General features: G+C 73.9%; 12 protein-coding genes. 4 read left to right on the forward strand and 8 right to left on the reverse strand.

Annotated elements, in window-relative coordinates; genetic code table 11:
• The first annotated feature begins 65 nt into the window (after positions 1 to 65).
• Positions 66 to 2,666, forward strand: coding sequence for a PEP/pyruvate-binding domain-containing protein (locus tag ABD999_RS01200; protein ID WP_345482516.1), 2,601 nt, complete (start codon positions 66 to 68; stop codon positions 2,664 to 2,666).
• Here ABD999_RS01200 and ABD999_RS01205 read toward each other — a convergent pair.
• From ABD999_RS01205 to ABD999_RS01230, 6 genes are all read right to left on the reverse strand, one after another.
• Entirely contained in the window at positions 2,618 to 3,505 is an 888-nt protein-coding gene (locus ABD999_RS01205) for a sugar phosphate isomerase/epimerase family protein (RefSeq protein ID WP_271279326.1), read from the reverse strand. The two genes, ABD999_RS01200 and ABD999_RS01205, sit on opposite strands and share 49 nt — an antisense overlap.
• Positions 3,502 to 4,665, reverse strand: coding sequence for a dihydrodipicolinate synthase family protein (locus ABD999_RS01210; RefSeq protein ID WP_271279327.1), 1,164 nt, complete (start codon positions 4,663 to 4,665; stop codon positions 3,502 to 3,504). Before ABD999_RS01210 ends, ABD999_RS01205 begins: the two co-directional genes overlap by 4 nt.
• Positions 4,662 to 5,807, reverse strand: a complete 1,146-nt coding sequence (locus ABD999_RS01215) for a Gfo/Idh/MocA family protein (RefSeq protein WP_271279328.1) — start codon at positions 5,805 to 5,807, stop codon at positions 4,662 to 4,664. Before ABD999_RS01215 ends, ABD999_RS01210 begins: the two co-directional genes overlap by 4 nt.
• A 68-nt stretch (positions 5,808 to 5,875) precedes the next feature.
• On the reverse strand, positions 5,876 to 7,102 hold the full coding sequence (locus tag ABD999_RS01220; RefSeq protein WP_271279329.1) for a ribonuclease D: 1,227 nt from the start codon (positions 7,100 to 7,102) through the stop codon (positions 5,876 to 5,878).
• A gap of 45 nt (positions 7,103 to 7,147) precedes the next feature.
• Positions 7,148 to 7,744, reverse strand: coding sequence for a DUF3000 domain-containing protein (locus ABD999_RS01225; RefSeq protein WP_148030361.1), 597 nt, complete (start codon positions 7,742 to 7,744; stop codon positions 7,148 to 7,150).
• 60 nt (positions 7,745 to 7,804) lie between these two features.
• Positions 7,805 to 8,008, reverse strand: coding sequence for a hypothetical protein (locus tag ABD999_RS01230; protein ID WP_148030362.1), 204 nt, complete (start codon positions 8,006 to 8,008; stop codon positions 7,805 to 7,807).
• Between the two features lie 323 nt (positions 8,009 to 8,331).
• On the opposite strand from ABD999_RS01230, the gene hemE reads away from it, so the two are divergent.
• Entirely contained in the window at positions 8,332 to 9,330 is a 999-nt protein-coding gene (hemE, locus tag ABD999_RS01235; RefSeq protein ID WP_271279336.1) for a uroporphyrinogen decarboxylase, read from the forward strand.
• 5 nt (positions 9,331 to 9,335) lie between these two features.
• Here hemE and ABD999_RS01240 read toward each other — a convergent pair whose 3' ends face one another.
• The gene (locus ABD999_RS01240; RefSeq protein WP_271279330.1) at positions 9,336 to 10,244 is read right to left on the reverse strand and encodes a DUF4349 domain-containing protein; all 909 of its coding nucleotides are present in this window, start codon (positions 10,242 to 10,244) and stop codon (positions 9,336 to 9,338) included.
• Positions 10,245 to 10,365: 121 nt separating this feature from the next.
• On the opposite strand from ABD999_RS01240, the gene hemG reads away from it, so the two are divergent.
• Together hemG and hemQ are read left to right on the forward strand one after the other, a co-directional pair.
• Positions 10,366 to 11,778: a protoporphyrinogen oxidase gene (gene hemG, locus ABD999_RS01245; protein WP_271279331.1), complete on the forward strand. Its 1,413-nt coding sequence runs from the start codon at positions 10,366 to 10,368 to the stop codon at positions 11,776 to 11,778.
• Positions 11,775 to 12,476, forward strand: coding sequence for a hydrogen peroxide-dependent heme synthase (gene hemQ / locus ABD999_RS01250; protein ID WP_148030366.1), 702 nt, complete (start codon positions 11,775 to 11,777; stop codon positions 12,474 to 12,476). The genes hemG and hemQ overlap by 4 nt, the downstream gene beginning before the upstream one ends.
• Before the next feature lie 15 nt (positions 12,477 to 12,491).
• Here the strand turns inward: hemQ and ABD999_RS01255 are convergent, their stop codons facing one another.
• Complete coding sequence (locus tag ABD999_RS01255; protein WP_187281040.1) at positions 12,492 to 13,715, reverse strand: MFS transporter; 1,224 nt, start codon at positions 13,713 to 13,715, stop codon at positions 12,492 to 12,494.
• Positions 13,716 to 13,742: the final 27 nt, after the last annotated feature.

Genomic DNA, 13,742 nt, shown 5'->3' on the forward strand with positions numbered 1-13,742 from the left:
GTGTTGAATTTCTCGCCCACTAGGGGAAGACTCGTGTTCAGGGACCACGAGGGGCGGGAGGCCCGATGGTGCTTGACCTTTCCCAGGTGCACGGCGGGATGCTGGCGGAAGCCGGCGGGAAGGCCGCCAACCTCGGCGAGCTGATCGGGGCGGGCCTGCCGGTGCCGCCGGGCTGGGTGGTGACCACCGACGCCTACCGGCGGGTCGCCGCCGAGGCGGGCCTGGACGGGCTGATCGCCGCCGGCGGTGACGGGCTGGCGGAGAAGGCCAGGGAACGGCTGCTCGCCACCCCCGTCCCGCCGGACATCGCGCGGGCCGTCGCCGTCGCGTACGAGAAGCTGCCGGCGGGCGCGGCGGTGGCGGTGCGGTCGTCGGCCACGGCCGAGGACCTGCCGCACGCCAGCTTCGCCGGCCAGCAGGACACCTACCTCAACGTGACGGGCGCCGAGGCGGTGCTCGACGCGGTGCGCCGCTGCTGGGCCTCGCTCTGGACCGACAGGGCCGTCGCCTACCGCGAGGCCAACGGCGTCGATCACGCCGGCGTCAGCCTGGCCGTCGTGGTGCAGGAGATGGTGGACGCCCGGGTGGCCGGCGTGATGTTCACCGCCAACCCGGTGACCGGCAGGCGGCACGAGGCGGTCATCGACGCCGCCCCCGGTCTCGGTGAGGCCGTCGTGTCGGGCGCGGTCAACCCCGACCGGTTCGTCGCCGACGCCCGCACCGGCGAGATCCGCGAGCGCCGCGCGGGCGACAAGCGGCTGCTCGTCCGGGCGCTGCCGGGCGGCGGCACCGAGCGGCTCGACACGCCGCCGCGCGACGGGTTCTGCCTCACCGACGAGCAGGTGCGGGAGCTGGCCGCGCTGGGCGCCAGGGTCGAGGAGCACTACGGCGCCCCGCAGGACACCGAGTGGGCCATCGGCGCCGACGGCGGGCTGTGGCTGACCCAGGCCAGGCCGATCACCACCCTGTACCCACTGCCCGAGCCCCGGGACGGCCTGCGGGTGTTTTTCTCGTTCAACGTCGCGCAGGGCGTCATGGGCCCCCTCACGCCGCTGGGGCAGGCGACGATCAAGCTGCTCGCCTCCGGCGCCGCCGGCGCGTTCGGGCGCCCGCCCGCCGACCCGCGCGAAGGGCCGCCGGTCCTGGTCTCGGCGGGGGAGCGGCTCTGGATCGACATCACCACCCCGCTGCGCAGCCGCGCGGGACGGGTGATCCTGCCCCGGGTCATGCAGGTGGGCGAGGCCCGCACCGTGGCGCTGGTGCGCGAGCTGGCCGCCGACCCCCGGCTGCCGGTGACGCACACCTCGCGCCGCCCGCTCCTGCGGGCCGCCGCCCACTTCGGCCGCCGCCTGCGGGTCCCCGCCAAGGTGCTGCGGGCGCTCACCCGCCCGGAACGCGCGCTCGCGTACACCCGCAAGCTGGGCGAGGACCTCGACGGGCACCTGCGGCTGCCCGAGACGGCCACGCCCGCCGACCGGCTGCGGCACGCCCAGCGGATGCTCGGCGGCGCCTTCCCCGCGATCGTCTCGATCATGCCGACGGCGCTCACCGGATACGGGCTGTACGCGCTGGCCGCCAGGCTGTCCGGGACGCCGCTGGGGGAGATGCAGGAGGTGCTGCGCAGCGTCCCGAACAACCCGACCACCGAGATGGACCTGGAGCTGTGGCGGCTCGCCACGCGCATCGAACCGGAGGTGTTCCGGCGCGAGCCGGTCGCCGAGCTGGTCCGCCGCTACCGCGCCGGCACGCTGCCTCCCGTCGCCCAGCGCGAGATCACCGCGTTCCTCGGCCTGTACGGGCACCGCGGCGTCGCCGAGATCGACATCGGCGTGCCCCGCTGGTCGGAGGAGCCGGGCCACATCCTCGGCGCGCTGGCCAACTACCTGCGCATGGACGCGGACGCCGACCACGCCCCGGCCGCGCTGTTCGCCAGGGGCGAGGTGGCCGCCCGGCGGGCGGTGGACGAGGCCGTGGCCGCCGCGCGCCGCCGCGGCCGGCTCCGCGCCGCTGTCGTGCGGTTCGCCCTGGGCCGCGCCCGGCAGTTCGCCGGGCTCCGCGAGCTGCCCAAGTTCTACGCGGTCAAGGCCATCGCGGGCGTACGGGCGAGCCTGCTGGAGGTGGGCGGCCACCTGGTGGGCGAGGGCGTGCTGGACTCGGCGCGGGACGTGTTCTTCCTGGACTTCGCCGAGCTGGAGGCGGCGGTGGCCGGGAAGGGCGGTGACGTGCGGGAGACCGTCGCCGCCCGCCGGGCCGTCCACGAGCGGGAGCGCCGCCGCAGGCACGTGCCGCGGGTCATGCTGTCGGACGGCACCGAGCCCGAGGCGGCGATGGCCGGCGCGGCGCCGGAGGGGGCGATCACCGGCACCCCCGCCTCGTCGGGCACCGTCACGGGGACGGCGCGGGTGGTGCTCGACCCGGTCGGCGCCCAGCTGGAGCCCGGCGAGATCCTGGTCTGCCCGTCCACCGACCCCGGCTGGACGCCGCTGTTCCTCACCGCGGGCGGCCTCGTCATGGAGATGGGCGGCGCCATGTCGCACGGCGCGGTGGTGGCGCGGGAGTACGGCATCCCCGCCGTCGTCGGCGTCCCCGACGCCACCCACCGCATCGCGTCGGGCGCTCAGGTCACGGTGAACGGCGCCGCCGGCACGGTCACCACGCCCGCGTAGCGCTCCTTCATCGTGGCCACCACCTCGTCCGGGTCCGCCGCCCAGACGTCGGCGTTGAAGATCTCCACCTCGACGTCGCCGGCGTAGCCGGCGGCGGCCACCGCCCGGGTGATCGGCGGGAAGTCGATCACCCCGTCGCCCATCATGCCCCGGCCCAGCAGCACGTCCGCCGGCAGCGGGTGCAGGTAGTCGCACACCTGGTAGGAGGCGATCCGCCGGCCCGCCCTGGCGATCTGCTCGTGGAGCGCCGGGTCCCACCACACGTGGAAGGTGTCGACCACCACGCCGACCTGCTCCTCCGGGTACGGCAGCGCCAGGTCGAGCGCCTGCCCGAGCGTGGAGAGCACGGCCCGGTCCGGGCAGTAGACCGGGTGCAGCGGCTCCAGGGCCAGCTTCACCCCGCGCTCTCCCGCGTACGGGGCCAGCGAGGCGAGGGCCTCGGCCACCCGCTCCCGCGCCCCCGCCACATCGCGCGAGAACCCGGCCGGCAGCGGCTCGCCCGGCCGCACCCCCGGCAGCCCGCCGACCACCATCACCAGGCAGGCCGCGCCCAGCTCGGCGGCCTCGTCGACGGCCCGCCGGTTGTCCTCCAGCGCCTGCGCGAACGCCCGCCGGCCCTCCTCGCCGGGCAGCCCGCCCGCCGTCAGGAAGCCGCCCCGGCAGAGCGACGAGACCCGCAGCCCGGCCTCGCGCACCAGCTTGGCGCTGCGCGCGAGCCCCGTCTCGGCCACCTTCTCCCGCCACAGGCCGACGGCCTCCAGCCCGTGCCTGACGCAGCCGTCGACCGCCTCGGGCAGCGACCACCGCCGTGTCGTCCACTGGTTCAGCGACAGGCTCACAGCCCGCTCACCTCCAGCAGCGCCCGCATCCGGCGCACCGCGAGCTCCTGGTCGGCCAGCAGCCCCGCCCGGTCGGCCAGCCGGAACACCTCCGCCAGATGCGGCAGCGACCGGGCCGACTGCGCGCCGTTCACCATCGCGAACGCGTCCTGGTGCCCGTTCAGCCACGCCAGGAACACGATCCCGGTCTTGTAGTGGAACGTCGGCGTCTCGAAGATCTTGCGCGACAACGGCACCGTCGGCGCCAGGATCTCCTCGTACGAGGCCAGCAGCCGGTCCCTGTCCGGCCCGGCGGGCGCGACCTCGGCGGCGTCCAGCGCCCGCAGCGCCGCGGCGGCGGCCGGGGCGATCGCGTCGAAGATGCCCAGCAGCGCGTGCGAGCCCGTCCTGATCAGCGACGGATAGTTGAAGTCGTCGCCGGTGTAGAGCCTGACGCCCGCGGGCAGCGCGGCGCGCAGCCGCACCTCGTGCTCCTCGTCCAGCAGCGACACCTTCACGCCGTCCACCATCGCGGCGTGCGCGTGGACCAGCTCCAGGAACGACTCCGTGGCCGCCGCGACGTCGCGCGATCCCCAGTAGCCGGGCAGCTGGGGGTCGAACATCTCGCCCAGCCAGTGCAGGATCACCGGCCGGTCCGCCAGCCCGAACAGCTTCCCGTACACCCGGTGGTAGTCCTTCGGGCCGGCCGCCACCCGGGCGAGCTGCCGCGACGCCATGACGATCACTCCGGCGCCGGTCTCCTGGACGGTCTCCACCTGTTCGGCGTAGGCGGCGACGATGGCGTCCAGGTCGTCCGCGCCGGGCGCGTGATCGGTCCCGGCGCCGCACGCGACCAGCTCCGCCGGGTCGCCGAGCGTGGCCGCCTCGGCGGCGCTGCGCCTGATCAGCTCACGGGTGGCTGCCCAGTCCAGGCCCATGTTGCGCTGCGCGGTGTCCATCGCGTCGGCCACCCGAAGCCCGTACGACCACAGATGGCGGCGGAAGCGCAGCGTGGCTTCCCAGTCGACGGCGGCGGGCGCGCCGGGGGTGTTGTCGCCGAGCGGGTCGGCCACCACGTGCGCGGCCGCGTACACCACGCGGCCGGCGGCGGGGCCGCCGCCGGCCGGCCAGGTCACCGGCTCGCTCAGCGTGTACGGGCCGCCGGGCAGGTCGATCCTCACAGCTGCGGCACCTCGATCCTGCGGCCCTCCGCCGACGAGCGCAGGCCCAGCTCGGCCAGCTGCACGCCGCGCGCGCCCGACGCGAAGTCGTACGGGAACGGCGCGTCCTCCAGGACGTGGCGGACGTACAGCTCCCACTGGATCTTGAAGCCGTTGTCGAACTCGGCGTTGTCGGGCACCGTCTGCCAGTCGTCGCGGAAGCGGGCGGTCACCGGCAGGTCGGGGTTCCACACCGGCTTGGGAGTGGCGGCGCGATGCTGCGCCCGGCAGTCGCGCAGGCCCGCGACGGCGCTGCCGTGCGTGCCGTCCACCTGGAACTCCACCAGCTCGTCCCGGTTGACGCGGACCGTCCAGGAGGAGTTGATCTGCGCGACGACGCCGCCTTCCAGCTCGAAGATCCCGTAGGCGGCGTCGTCGGCCGTGGCCGCGTAGCGCTCGCCCCGCTCGTCCACCCGCTCGGGGATGTGCGTGGTGGCGTGCGCGTACACCGACGTGACCCGGCCGAACAGGTTCTCCATCACGTAGTGCCAGTGCGGGAACATGTCGAGCACGATGCCGCCGCCGTCCTCGGCCCGGTAGTTCCACGACGGGCGCTGCGCCTCCTGCCAGTCGCCCTCGAACACCCAGTAGCCGAACTCGCCGCGCACCGACAGGATCCGCCCGAAGAAGCCGCCGTCCACCAGCCGCTTGAGCTTCAGCAGGCCCGGCAGGAACAGCTTGTCCTGCACCACGCCGTTCTTGACGCCCTTGGCCGCGGCGGCCTGGGCCAGCGCGACCGCCTCCTGCACCGACTCGGCGGTGGGCTTCTCGGCGTAGACGTGCTTGCCCGCGTCCACAGCCTTGAGCACGGCCTTGACGCGGGCCGAGGTGACCTGGGCGTCGAAGTAGATCAGGTTGCCGTCGTCGGCCAGCGCGGCGTCGAGGTCGGTGGTGTGGTCGGGGATGCCGTGGGCGGCCGCGATCCGGGCGAGCTTGTCGGCGTTCCTGCCGACGAGCACCGGCCTGAGGGTGACCCTGCTGCCGTCGGAGAGCGTCACACCGCCCTGTTCGTTGATCGCCAAAACGGAGCGGACCAGATGCTGCCGGTAGCCCATCCGTCCGGTGACGCCGTTCATGACGACGCCGATGGTGCGCACGCTCATGGGGATCCTTTCAGGGAAAGCGCTTTCCCGAACCGTACGGCGGAGCCGCCTGAGGCGTCAAGAGCCGCTCAGCCCTCGCTCGTGGACTCCAGCCTGGCCAGCGCCTTCGCGATCGGGTGGGCGGTGAGTGAGAGCTGCCACTCGCGGGCGCCGAGCTTGCGCAGGCGGGCGGCGACGCTCTCGTCGGTGATGTCCTCGGGCGGCTCCCACGTGAGCCTGCGCACCGCGTCGGGCTGCAGCAGGTTCTCCGTGGGCATGCGGTGCTCCTCGGCCAGCGCGGCCACCACGGCGCGCGCCGCCGCGAGCCGCTTGGCGGCGGCCGGGTCGCGGTCGGGCCAGCGGTTGGCCGGCGGCGGTCCGTCGCCGGGCGTGCTCGGCTGCGGGAGCTGGCTGTCGGGCAGGTTGCGCGCCCTGGCCACGGCGGCCAGCCAGTCGTTCATGTGGCGGCGGGCGCTGCGCCCGGTGAAGGCGGTGATCTCGGTGAGCGCCTTCTTGGTGCGGGGGACCTCCAGCGCGGCCGTCACGATCGCGGCGTCGGGCAGCACCCGGCCGGGGGCCAGGTCGTTCTCGCTGGCGATCCGGTCGCGCATGGTCCACAGCTCGCGCACGATGGCCAGGGCGCGCACGTTGCGCACCTTGTGGATGCCCGACGTACGCCGCCACGGGTCGGCCCGCGGCATCGGCGGCGGCGTGTTGAGCACCGCCTCGAACTCCTCGCGCGCCCACTCCAGCTTGCCGGCCTCCGCCAGCTCGCGGTGGAGCGCGTCACGGAGCTCCACCAGCACCTCCACGTCGAGCGCGGCGTAGCGCAGCCACGCCTCGGGCAGCGGCCTGGTCGACCAGTCGGCGGCCGAATGCCCCTTCTCCAGCCGCAGGCCCAGCACGGTCTCCACCATCGTGCCGAGCCCCACCCGCTCGTAGCCGAGCAGCCGGCCCGCCAGCTCGGTGTCGAAGATGTAGCGCGGCCGGAACCCCAGCTCCAGCAGGCACGGCAGATCCTGGGACGCGGCGTGCAGCACGATCTCCGTCTCGGCGACGGCCGCGTCGAGCCCCGACAGGTCGGGGCAGGAGACCGGGTCGATCAGCGCGGTGCCGGCGCCCTCGCGGCGCAGCTGCACGAGGTAGGCGCGGTTGCCGTAGCGGTAGCCGGAGGCGCGCTCGGCGTCGACGGCCACCGGCCCGGAGCCGGAGGCGAACGCCTCGACGGTGCGGGAGTAGGCGGCGTCGTCGGCCACGATCGGCGGGATGCCGTCGCGCGGCTCCAGGAGCGGGACGACGGTTCTCTCTTCGGTCATGAGGTCACCGCCCTCGTGACACCGGTGCTGTGTTGTCTGGTGCCCTCACGTCGTTCGGTCACTCTCCGGATCTTCGGGTCTGCGGGGCATGGCGGCCACGTCAGGGGGAAGCGGCGGGATCCCGGCAGCCACGCACATGAGGTCGCACCAGGCGGCGACATGTCCGGACAGATCCTCCTGCGCGGGGGACCAGGACGCCCGCAGCTCGAGCTCGGTGGTGACCGGATCGTCGGCCTTGTTGCCGAAACCCTCGGACACCGCTCTTGTCACGGTACCGCCGGCGGCGGAGTAGTCGGCGTGGTGAGCGTCGAGCGCTTCGGTCAGCCAGCTCCACGCGACCGGCCCGAGCATCGGGTCGGAGGTGATCTCCGGCTCCATGTCGGCCCGCACGTAGGCCACCAGCCGGAACGGCCCGTCCCAGCCGCGCTGGCCGTCGGGGTCGTAGAGCAGGATCAGCCGGCCGACCGCCAGCTCGTCGTCGTCGCGGTAGACCGAGGCGCCGATGGCCGCCGAGTGGGGGGCCAGGCGCTGCGGCGCGGGCAGCTCCTCCAGCTCGATCTCCGGCCTGACCTCGGCCGGACGCAGGCTCTCGACCGCGCGGAGGAACGCCGCGGGAGCCGACGGCCCGTCACCGAGGGTCATAGTCGAAGAGTAGGCCGGAGCGGGACGGAAGGGGACCACGGGGGTGCTCATCGTGCGTGGTCACACCGTCGCCAGCAGGCGGACCGGGCGGGCGGTCTGAGCCGAACCGAGGAGGATCGCGTGGCCGCACGAGACGCAGGCCCACTCCGGGCACTCGCCCGGCTCGTGCCCGTCGGCGCAGCCCGGCTGCTCGAACGGCCGCTCGCCGGCACAGGACGCGCAGTGCTCGCTGCGGCACTCCGCGGAACTCCACAACGCTGTCATGAACCGGGGCCTTTCTTCGGGTCGTGGCTCCGACGGTGGCACGAGCGACTGACATTTCCGCGCAACGCGCTCGGCGTGTCCCGAAAGTGGATGCCGAATCGATGCCGCGCGGTGCCTTTGCCGATAATTGGCCCACCCGAGACCGGCATCCGGCCGTCCCGAGGGGCGACCTCGACCCCGCGGGCCGGCGTTGAAACGTCCACCCCCACATCTGATCATGAATCGGGGGTGAACCGGCGGGATTTTCCGCACAACGCGCCGATGGCGGGACCGCCACCCCGTCATGGCACCCTTGAAGGGTGAACCTCGACGACTCCGCCTTCCTGCGCGCCTGCCGCCGCCAGGAGGTCCCGCACACCCCTGTCTGGTACATGCGCCAGGCCGGGCGTTCGCTGCCCGAATACCTCAAGGTGCGCGAGGGCGTGCCCATGCTCACCGCCTGCGCCACGCCCGACCTGATCGTCGAGATCACCATGCAGCCGGTCCGCCGCTACGGCGTCGACGCGGCCATCTTCTTCAGCGACATCGTGGTGCCGCTCAAGGCCATCGGCATCGACCTCGACATCAAGCCGGGCGTCGGCCCGGTCGTCGCCGACCCGATCCGCGACCGGGCCGGGCTCGGCGCGCTGCGCCCGCTGGAGCCCGGCGACGTGCCGTACGTCACCGAGGCGATCGAGGCGCTCACCGGCGAGCTGGGCGGCACGCCGCTGATCGGCTTCGCCGGCGCCCCGTTCACGCTCGGCTCCTACCTGATCGAGGGCGGGCCGTCCAAGAACCACGACCGCACCAAGGCCATGATGTACGGCGAGCCCGAGCTGTGGCACGACCTGATGGACCGGCTGGCCGGCATCGTCCTCGAACACCTGCGCATCCAGATCCGGGCCGGCGCCTCCGCCGTCCAGCTGTTCGACTCCTGGGTGGGCGCGGTGGCGGCCGACGACTACCGCGAGTTCGTGCTGCCCCACACCCGCCGCATCTTCGAGGGCCTGGCCGGCCTCGGCGTGCCGCGCATCCACTTCGGCGTCGGCACCGGCGAGCTGCTGGGGCTGCTCGGCGAGGCGGGGGCCGACGTGGTCGGCGTCGACTGGAGGGTGCCGCTCGACGAGGCGGCCCGCCGGGTCGGGCCGGGCAAGGCGCTGCAGGGCAACCTCGACCCGGCCGTCCTGCTGGCCCCGTGGGAGGTCGTCGAGCGCAAGGCCCGCGAGGTGCTGCGGCGCGGCGCGGCGGCCGAGGGCCACGTGTTCAACCTCGGCCACGGGGTGCTGCCGTCCGTCGACCCCGACCAGCTCAAGCGGCTCACGGACCTGGTCCACGAGTTCTGAGCGGGTCAGGCCGCCGACGGGTCCGGCGCGGGTGCCCTGCGACGTCGCCGCCGCCGTACCATCACCAGCGCGAGCACGACCGGCGGGGTGATCACCGCCAGCCACGGCAGGGCCGCCCCGAGCGCCGTGACCAGCACCATCAGGAAGTCCACGAGAGAGTCCCAGCCCGCGCGCAGGCCGCCGAGGAACCCCGCGGGCTCGTCGGCCGGCAGCGCCACCGCCGCGGCCGGGCCCACCAGCCGCAGCGTGAGCGTGGCCATGGCGGTCTGCTCGGCCAGGCTCTTGCGCTGGGCCTGCAGCGACTCCAGGTCGGCCGCGCGGGTGGCGATCTCGCGCTCCACGTCCAGCACCTGGCCGATCGTGTCCGCCTTGGTGAGCAGCGTGCGCAGCGACTCGAGCGCCCGCTCGGCCGACTTCACCCTGCTCTCCACGTCGGCCACCTGGACCGTGACGTCCTCCGTCTCCTGGTTCAGCGACAGCCGCTCGCCCAGGTCCCGCCCGAGCCGGTTCAGCACGTCCGGGTAACGGGCGGGCGGGATCTTGAACTCCAGCTCCGCCGACGCGCTCGCCCGCTCGGACGATCGGCTCTCCTCCTTGGCCAGATGGCCGCCCGCCCCGGTGACGGCGTCCTTGGCCTGCTGGGCGGCCGCCGTCACGTCCTTGACCCGCACCGTCATCCGGCCGGTGTAGATGACCTGCCGGTCCTGCCGGGTGACCTCCACCCCGGAGGCGGGGTTGCGCCCGCCGGAATCCTGCTTCTGGGCTTCGGCCCTGGCCGGAGCCTCCGAGGCCATGACGGAGGCCTCGCCGGTCGCGTAGGCCGGGGCGGCCGCGGAGTCGGCCGCCGACCCGCCGCCGCCGGCGCAGCCGGTCACCAGCAGGGCCGCGCACCCCGTCACCAGCGCGGCGATCATCTGTGCTCTCCTCATGCCCCTGAGACGGCTCCCGGCCTGGGCCGGTTTGATGGCAAGGATCACGTTACGGTCACGCCCCCGAGCAGCTGACCGGCCCTCCGGGGCGGTAGCGTCGGAAAGCGTGGAAGGTAATCGGGCACACGTGGCCGTCATCGGCGGCGGGATCTCCGGCCTGGCCGCCGCCTGGCACCTCAGGCAGAGCGCGGGCGAGCGGGTCAAGGTGACGGTGGTCGAGGGCGCCCCCCGCATCGGCGGCAAGCTGTACGCCACGGAGGTGGCCGGGGTGAGCCTCGACGCCGGCGCCGAGGCCATGCTCGCCAGGCGGCCGGAGGGCAAGGACCTCGCCGGGGCGGTCGGGCTCGGCGACGACCTGATGACCCCCGGCGCCGCCTCGTCGGCCATCTACACCAGGGGCGCGCTCCGTTCGCTGCCCAAGGGCCAGGTCATGGGCGTGCCGTCCGACCTGGCCGAGCTGGCCAGGTCCGGCATCCTGTCGGCGGGCGGCCTGCTGCGGGTGCCGCTCGACCAGATCATGCCCGCGACCCTGGTCCGCACCGACGTGTCCGTCGCCGCCTACATCCGGGCCCGGATGGGCGGCGAGGTGCTCGACCGGCTGGTCGAGCCGCTGCTGGGCGGCGTCTACGCGGGCCGCTCCGACATGCTCTCGCTGGAGGCGACGATGCCGCGCGTCGCCGCCGCGGCCCGGGCCGAGCGCTCCCTGCTCGCCGCCGCCCGCCACATCGTGGCAGAGACCCCGAAGGACGCCGGCCCGGTCTTCACCACGCTCCGCAACGGCATGGGCAGCCTGCCGGAGGCCGTCGCCAAGGCGTCCGGGGCCGACGTCAGGACCGGCGTCACCGTACGCGAACTGCACCGCACCCCGCACGGCTGGCGGCTCGTCGCCGGGCCGGTGCCGAGGCCCGAGACCATCGAGGCCGACGCGGTGATCGTCGCCGTGCCCGCCCCCGCCGCGGCCCGCATGCTGAAGGCCGAGGTGCCGGGGGCGGCCGCCGAGCTGGCGCGCGTCGAGTACGCCAGCATGGCCGTCGTCACCCTCGCCTACCCTGCCGGCGCCTTCCCCGAGCGTCCCGCGCGCAGCGGCTACCTGGTGCCGCCGGTCGAGGGGCGGGCCGTCAAGGCGGTCACGTTCAGCTCGGTCAAGTGGCCCCACCTCTCGCGCGACCTCGTGCTGGTGCGCTGCTCGATCGGCCGGATCGGCGAGGAACACCTGCTGCAACGCGACGACGCGGAGCTGGTCTCGGTGGCCATGGCCGAGATGAGCGAGGTCATGGGAGCGCGCGGGCTCCCGCTCGACACCCGCGTCACCCGGTGGGGCGGAGCCCTGCCGCAGTACAACGTGGGTCACATCGACCGGGTGGCGCGCGTGCACGCCGCCGTCGCCGGGCAGCCGGCGCTGGCGGTGTGCGGGGCCGCCTACGACGGGCTGGGGATCCCCGCCTGCCTGGCGACCGCGCGCACGGCCGCCTCCCGGATCCTGGACCACCTGTCCCGACGAGGAGAATCGACATCATGACGCAGGACGCAGCGCGGCCGAAGGCCCGCGATCTCAATCAGGTGATCCGCTACACCATGTGGTCGGTGTTCCAGGCGAGCGCGCCTGTCACCGGCGCCCGCGACGCGGTCGGCGAGGAGGTCGAGGAGCTCCTGGAGCAGGCCGCGGGCAAGGACGTCGTCACCCGGGGCCTCTACGACGTGGGCGGGTTCCGCGCCGACGCCGACTTCATGTTCTGGTGGCACGCCCCGACGGCGGAGGCCCTGCAGGAGGTCTACTCCCGCTTCCGCCGCACCGAGCTGGGCCGCCACAGCCGCCCGGTCTGGTCGGCGATGGCGCTCCACCGGCCTGCCGAGTTCAACAAGTCGCACATCCCGGCGTTCCTGGCCGAGGAGGAGCCGCGGGCCTACGTGTGCGTCTACCCGTTCGTCCGCTCGCTGGAGTGGTACCTCCTGGAGGACTCCGAGCGCCGGGCGATGCTCGCCGAGCACGGCCGGATGGCGCGCGACTACCCCGACGTGCGGGCCAACACCGTCTCCTCCTTCGCGCTCAGCGACTACGAGTGGATGCTGGCGTTCGAGGCCGACGAGCTGCACCGCATCGTCGACCTGATGCGCACCCTGCGCGGCGCCGAGGCCCGGCGGCACACCCGGCTGGAGATCCCCTTCTACACCGGCACCCGCAAGCCGGTCCGCGAGCTGGTGGCCGATCTGCCCTGAGCCTTCCCGGCTGTCTCAGCGGGTGACCGCGTCCTGCTCGGCGTCCGGCGACTCCGCGGCCGGCGGTTCGTCCGGGCGGCCGGTGCCGAGGACGAGCGCCGCCAGCAGCACCACCGCGCAGACCACGCCCAGCATCACCCGGTAGTCGAGAGCCGCGATCAAGCTGGCGCCCACGGCGATGGAGGCGACCTGCGGCACGGTCACCCCGAACTCGAACGCGGCGAAGACGCGTCCGCGCAGGTCCTCCGGGGTGCGCCGCTGGAGCGAGGTGGTGGCGCCGATGACGATCCACGGCGCCGCCACGCCCAGCACCAGCATGCCCGCGATGACCACCGGGGCGATCGGCACGGTCAGCAGCAGGCTGCTCGCGCCGACCATGACGAGCGCGACGACCACCAGCCCCCGCTCGCCGGCGCGGCGGATCACCCCGCCCGCGAGCGCGCCGCCGGCGATGGTGCCGACCGCCTGCGCCCCGGCGAGCACGGCGAGGAAGGTGGCCTGGCGCGCCAGCCCCTCGGTGACGACGGCGATGGCGATGGACTCGAAGAAGCCGATGACGAGCATCGTGAGCGCGCAGGCGATGACGAGCCTGCGCAGGTTGGCGGCGTCGCGCAGGAAGCGCAGCCCGCCCGTGGTCTCGGCTATCAGCGACTGGCCGGTCCTGGTGGGGCGCGGCTCGGAGACCCGGATGAGGAGTACGGCCACGGCCGCCACGACGAAGACCACCGCGTCGATCACCACGACGACCTGGGCGCCCTGCCAGACGAACACCCCGGCGCCGATGATCGGGGCGAACACCCGCAGGAGGCCGCGCATCGCCTGCACCGTGCCGTTGGCGTCGCCGAGCTGGTCTTCCGGGACGACGGCGGGCAGGAGGGCGTTCTGCGCGGGTCCGGTGACGCTGCCCAGCGCGCCGTACAGGAACATGATCACGTAGACGAGCCAGACGTCGTCCCGGTCGTCGACCAGCAGGAGCAGGAGGACGACGGCCGCCGAGGACAGGTACGAGGCGGCCAGGAGCGGGCGGCGGCGGAAGCGGTCCACCAGCAGGCCCGACAGGGGTAACACCAGGCTGCCGCCGGCGAAGGCGAACATGACGAGCCCGGCGGCCGGCGTGCTTCCCGTGAGCGTTTTCACCCAAATGGCCATTGCCAGGAAAAGCGCGTAGTCGCCGAGATTGGAAAGCACGTCACCGAGAATGTAGAAGCGCATCTGCGGGCGCTTGAGTAGTTGCGCCATTTTCGGCTCTCTTCCCATCGCGGCTGC

This window comes from Nonomuraea ferruginea, assembly GCF_039540635.1.
Lineage (GTDB): Bacteria > Actinomycetota > Actinomycetes > Streptosporangiales > Streptosporangiaceae > Nonomuraea > Nonomuraea ferruginea.

Excerpts from the sequence above, each read along its gene's own strand:
- hemQ (WP_148030366.1), top strand. The coding sequence starts at position 11,775 with ATGACGCAGGACGCAGCGCGGCCGAAGGCCCGCGATCTCAATCAGGTG.
- ABD999_RS01230 (WP_148030362.1), bottom strand. The coding sequence starts at position 8,008 with ATGACAGCGTTGTGGAGTTCCGCGGAGTGCCGCAGCGAGCACTGCGCG.
- ABD999_RS01255 (WP_187281040.1), bottom strand. The coding sequence starts at position 13,715 with ATGGCGCAACTACTCAAGCGCCCGCAGATGCGCTTCTACATTCTCGGT.
- ABD999_RS01240 (WP_271279330.1), bottom strand. The coding sequence starts at position 10,244 with ATGATCGCCGCGCTGGTGACGGGGTGCGCGGCCCTGCTGGTGACCGGC.
- ABD999_RS01220 (WP_271279329.1), bottom strand. The coding sequence starts at position 7,102 with ATGACCGAAGAGAGAACCGTCGTCCCGCTCCTGGAGCCGCGCGACGGC.
- ABD999_RS01200 (WP_345482516.1), top strand. The coding sequence starts at position 66 with ATGGTGCTTGACCTTTCCCAGGTGCACGGCGGGATGCTGGCGGAAGCC.
- ABD999_RS01225 (WP_148030361.1), bottom strand. The coding sequence starts at position 7,744 with ATGACCCTCGGTGACGGGCCGTCGGCTCCCGCGGCGTTCCTCCGCGCG.
- ABD999_RS01215 (WP_271279328.1), bottom strand. The coding sequence starts at position 5,807 with ATGAGCGTGCGCACCATCGGCGTCGTCATGAACGGCGTCACCGGACGG.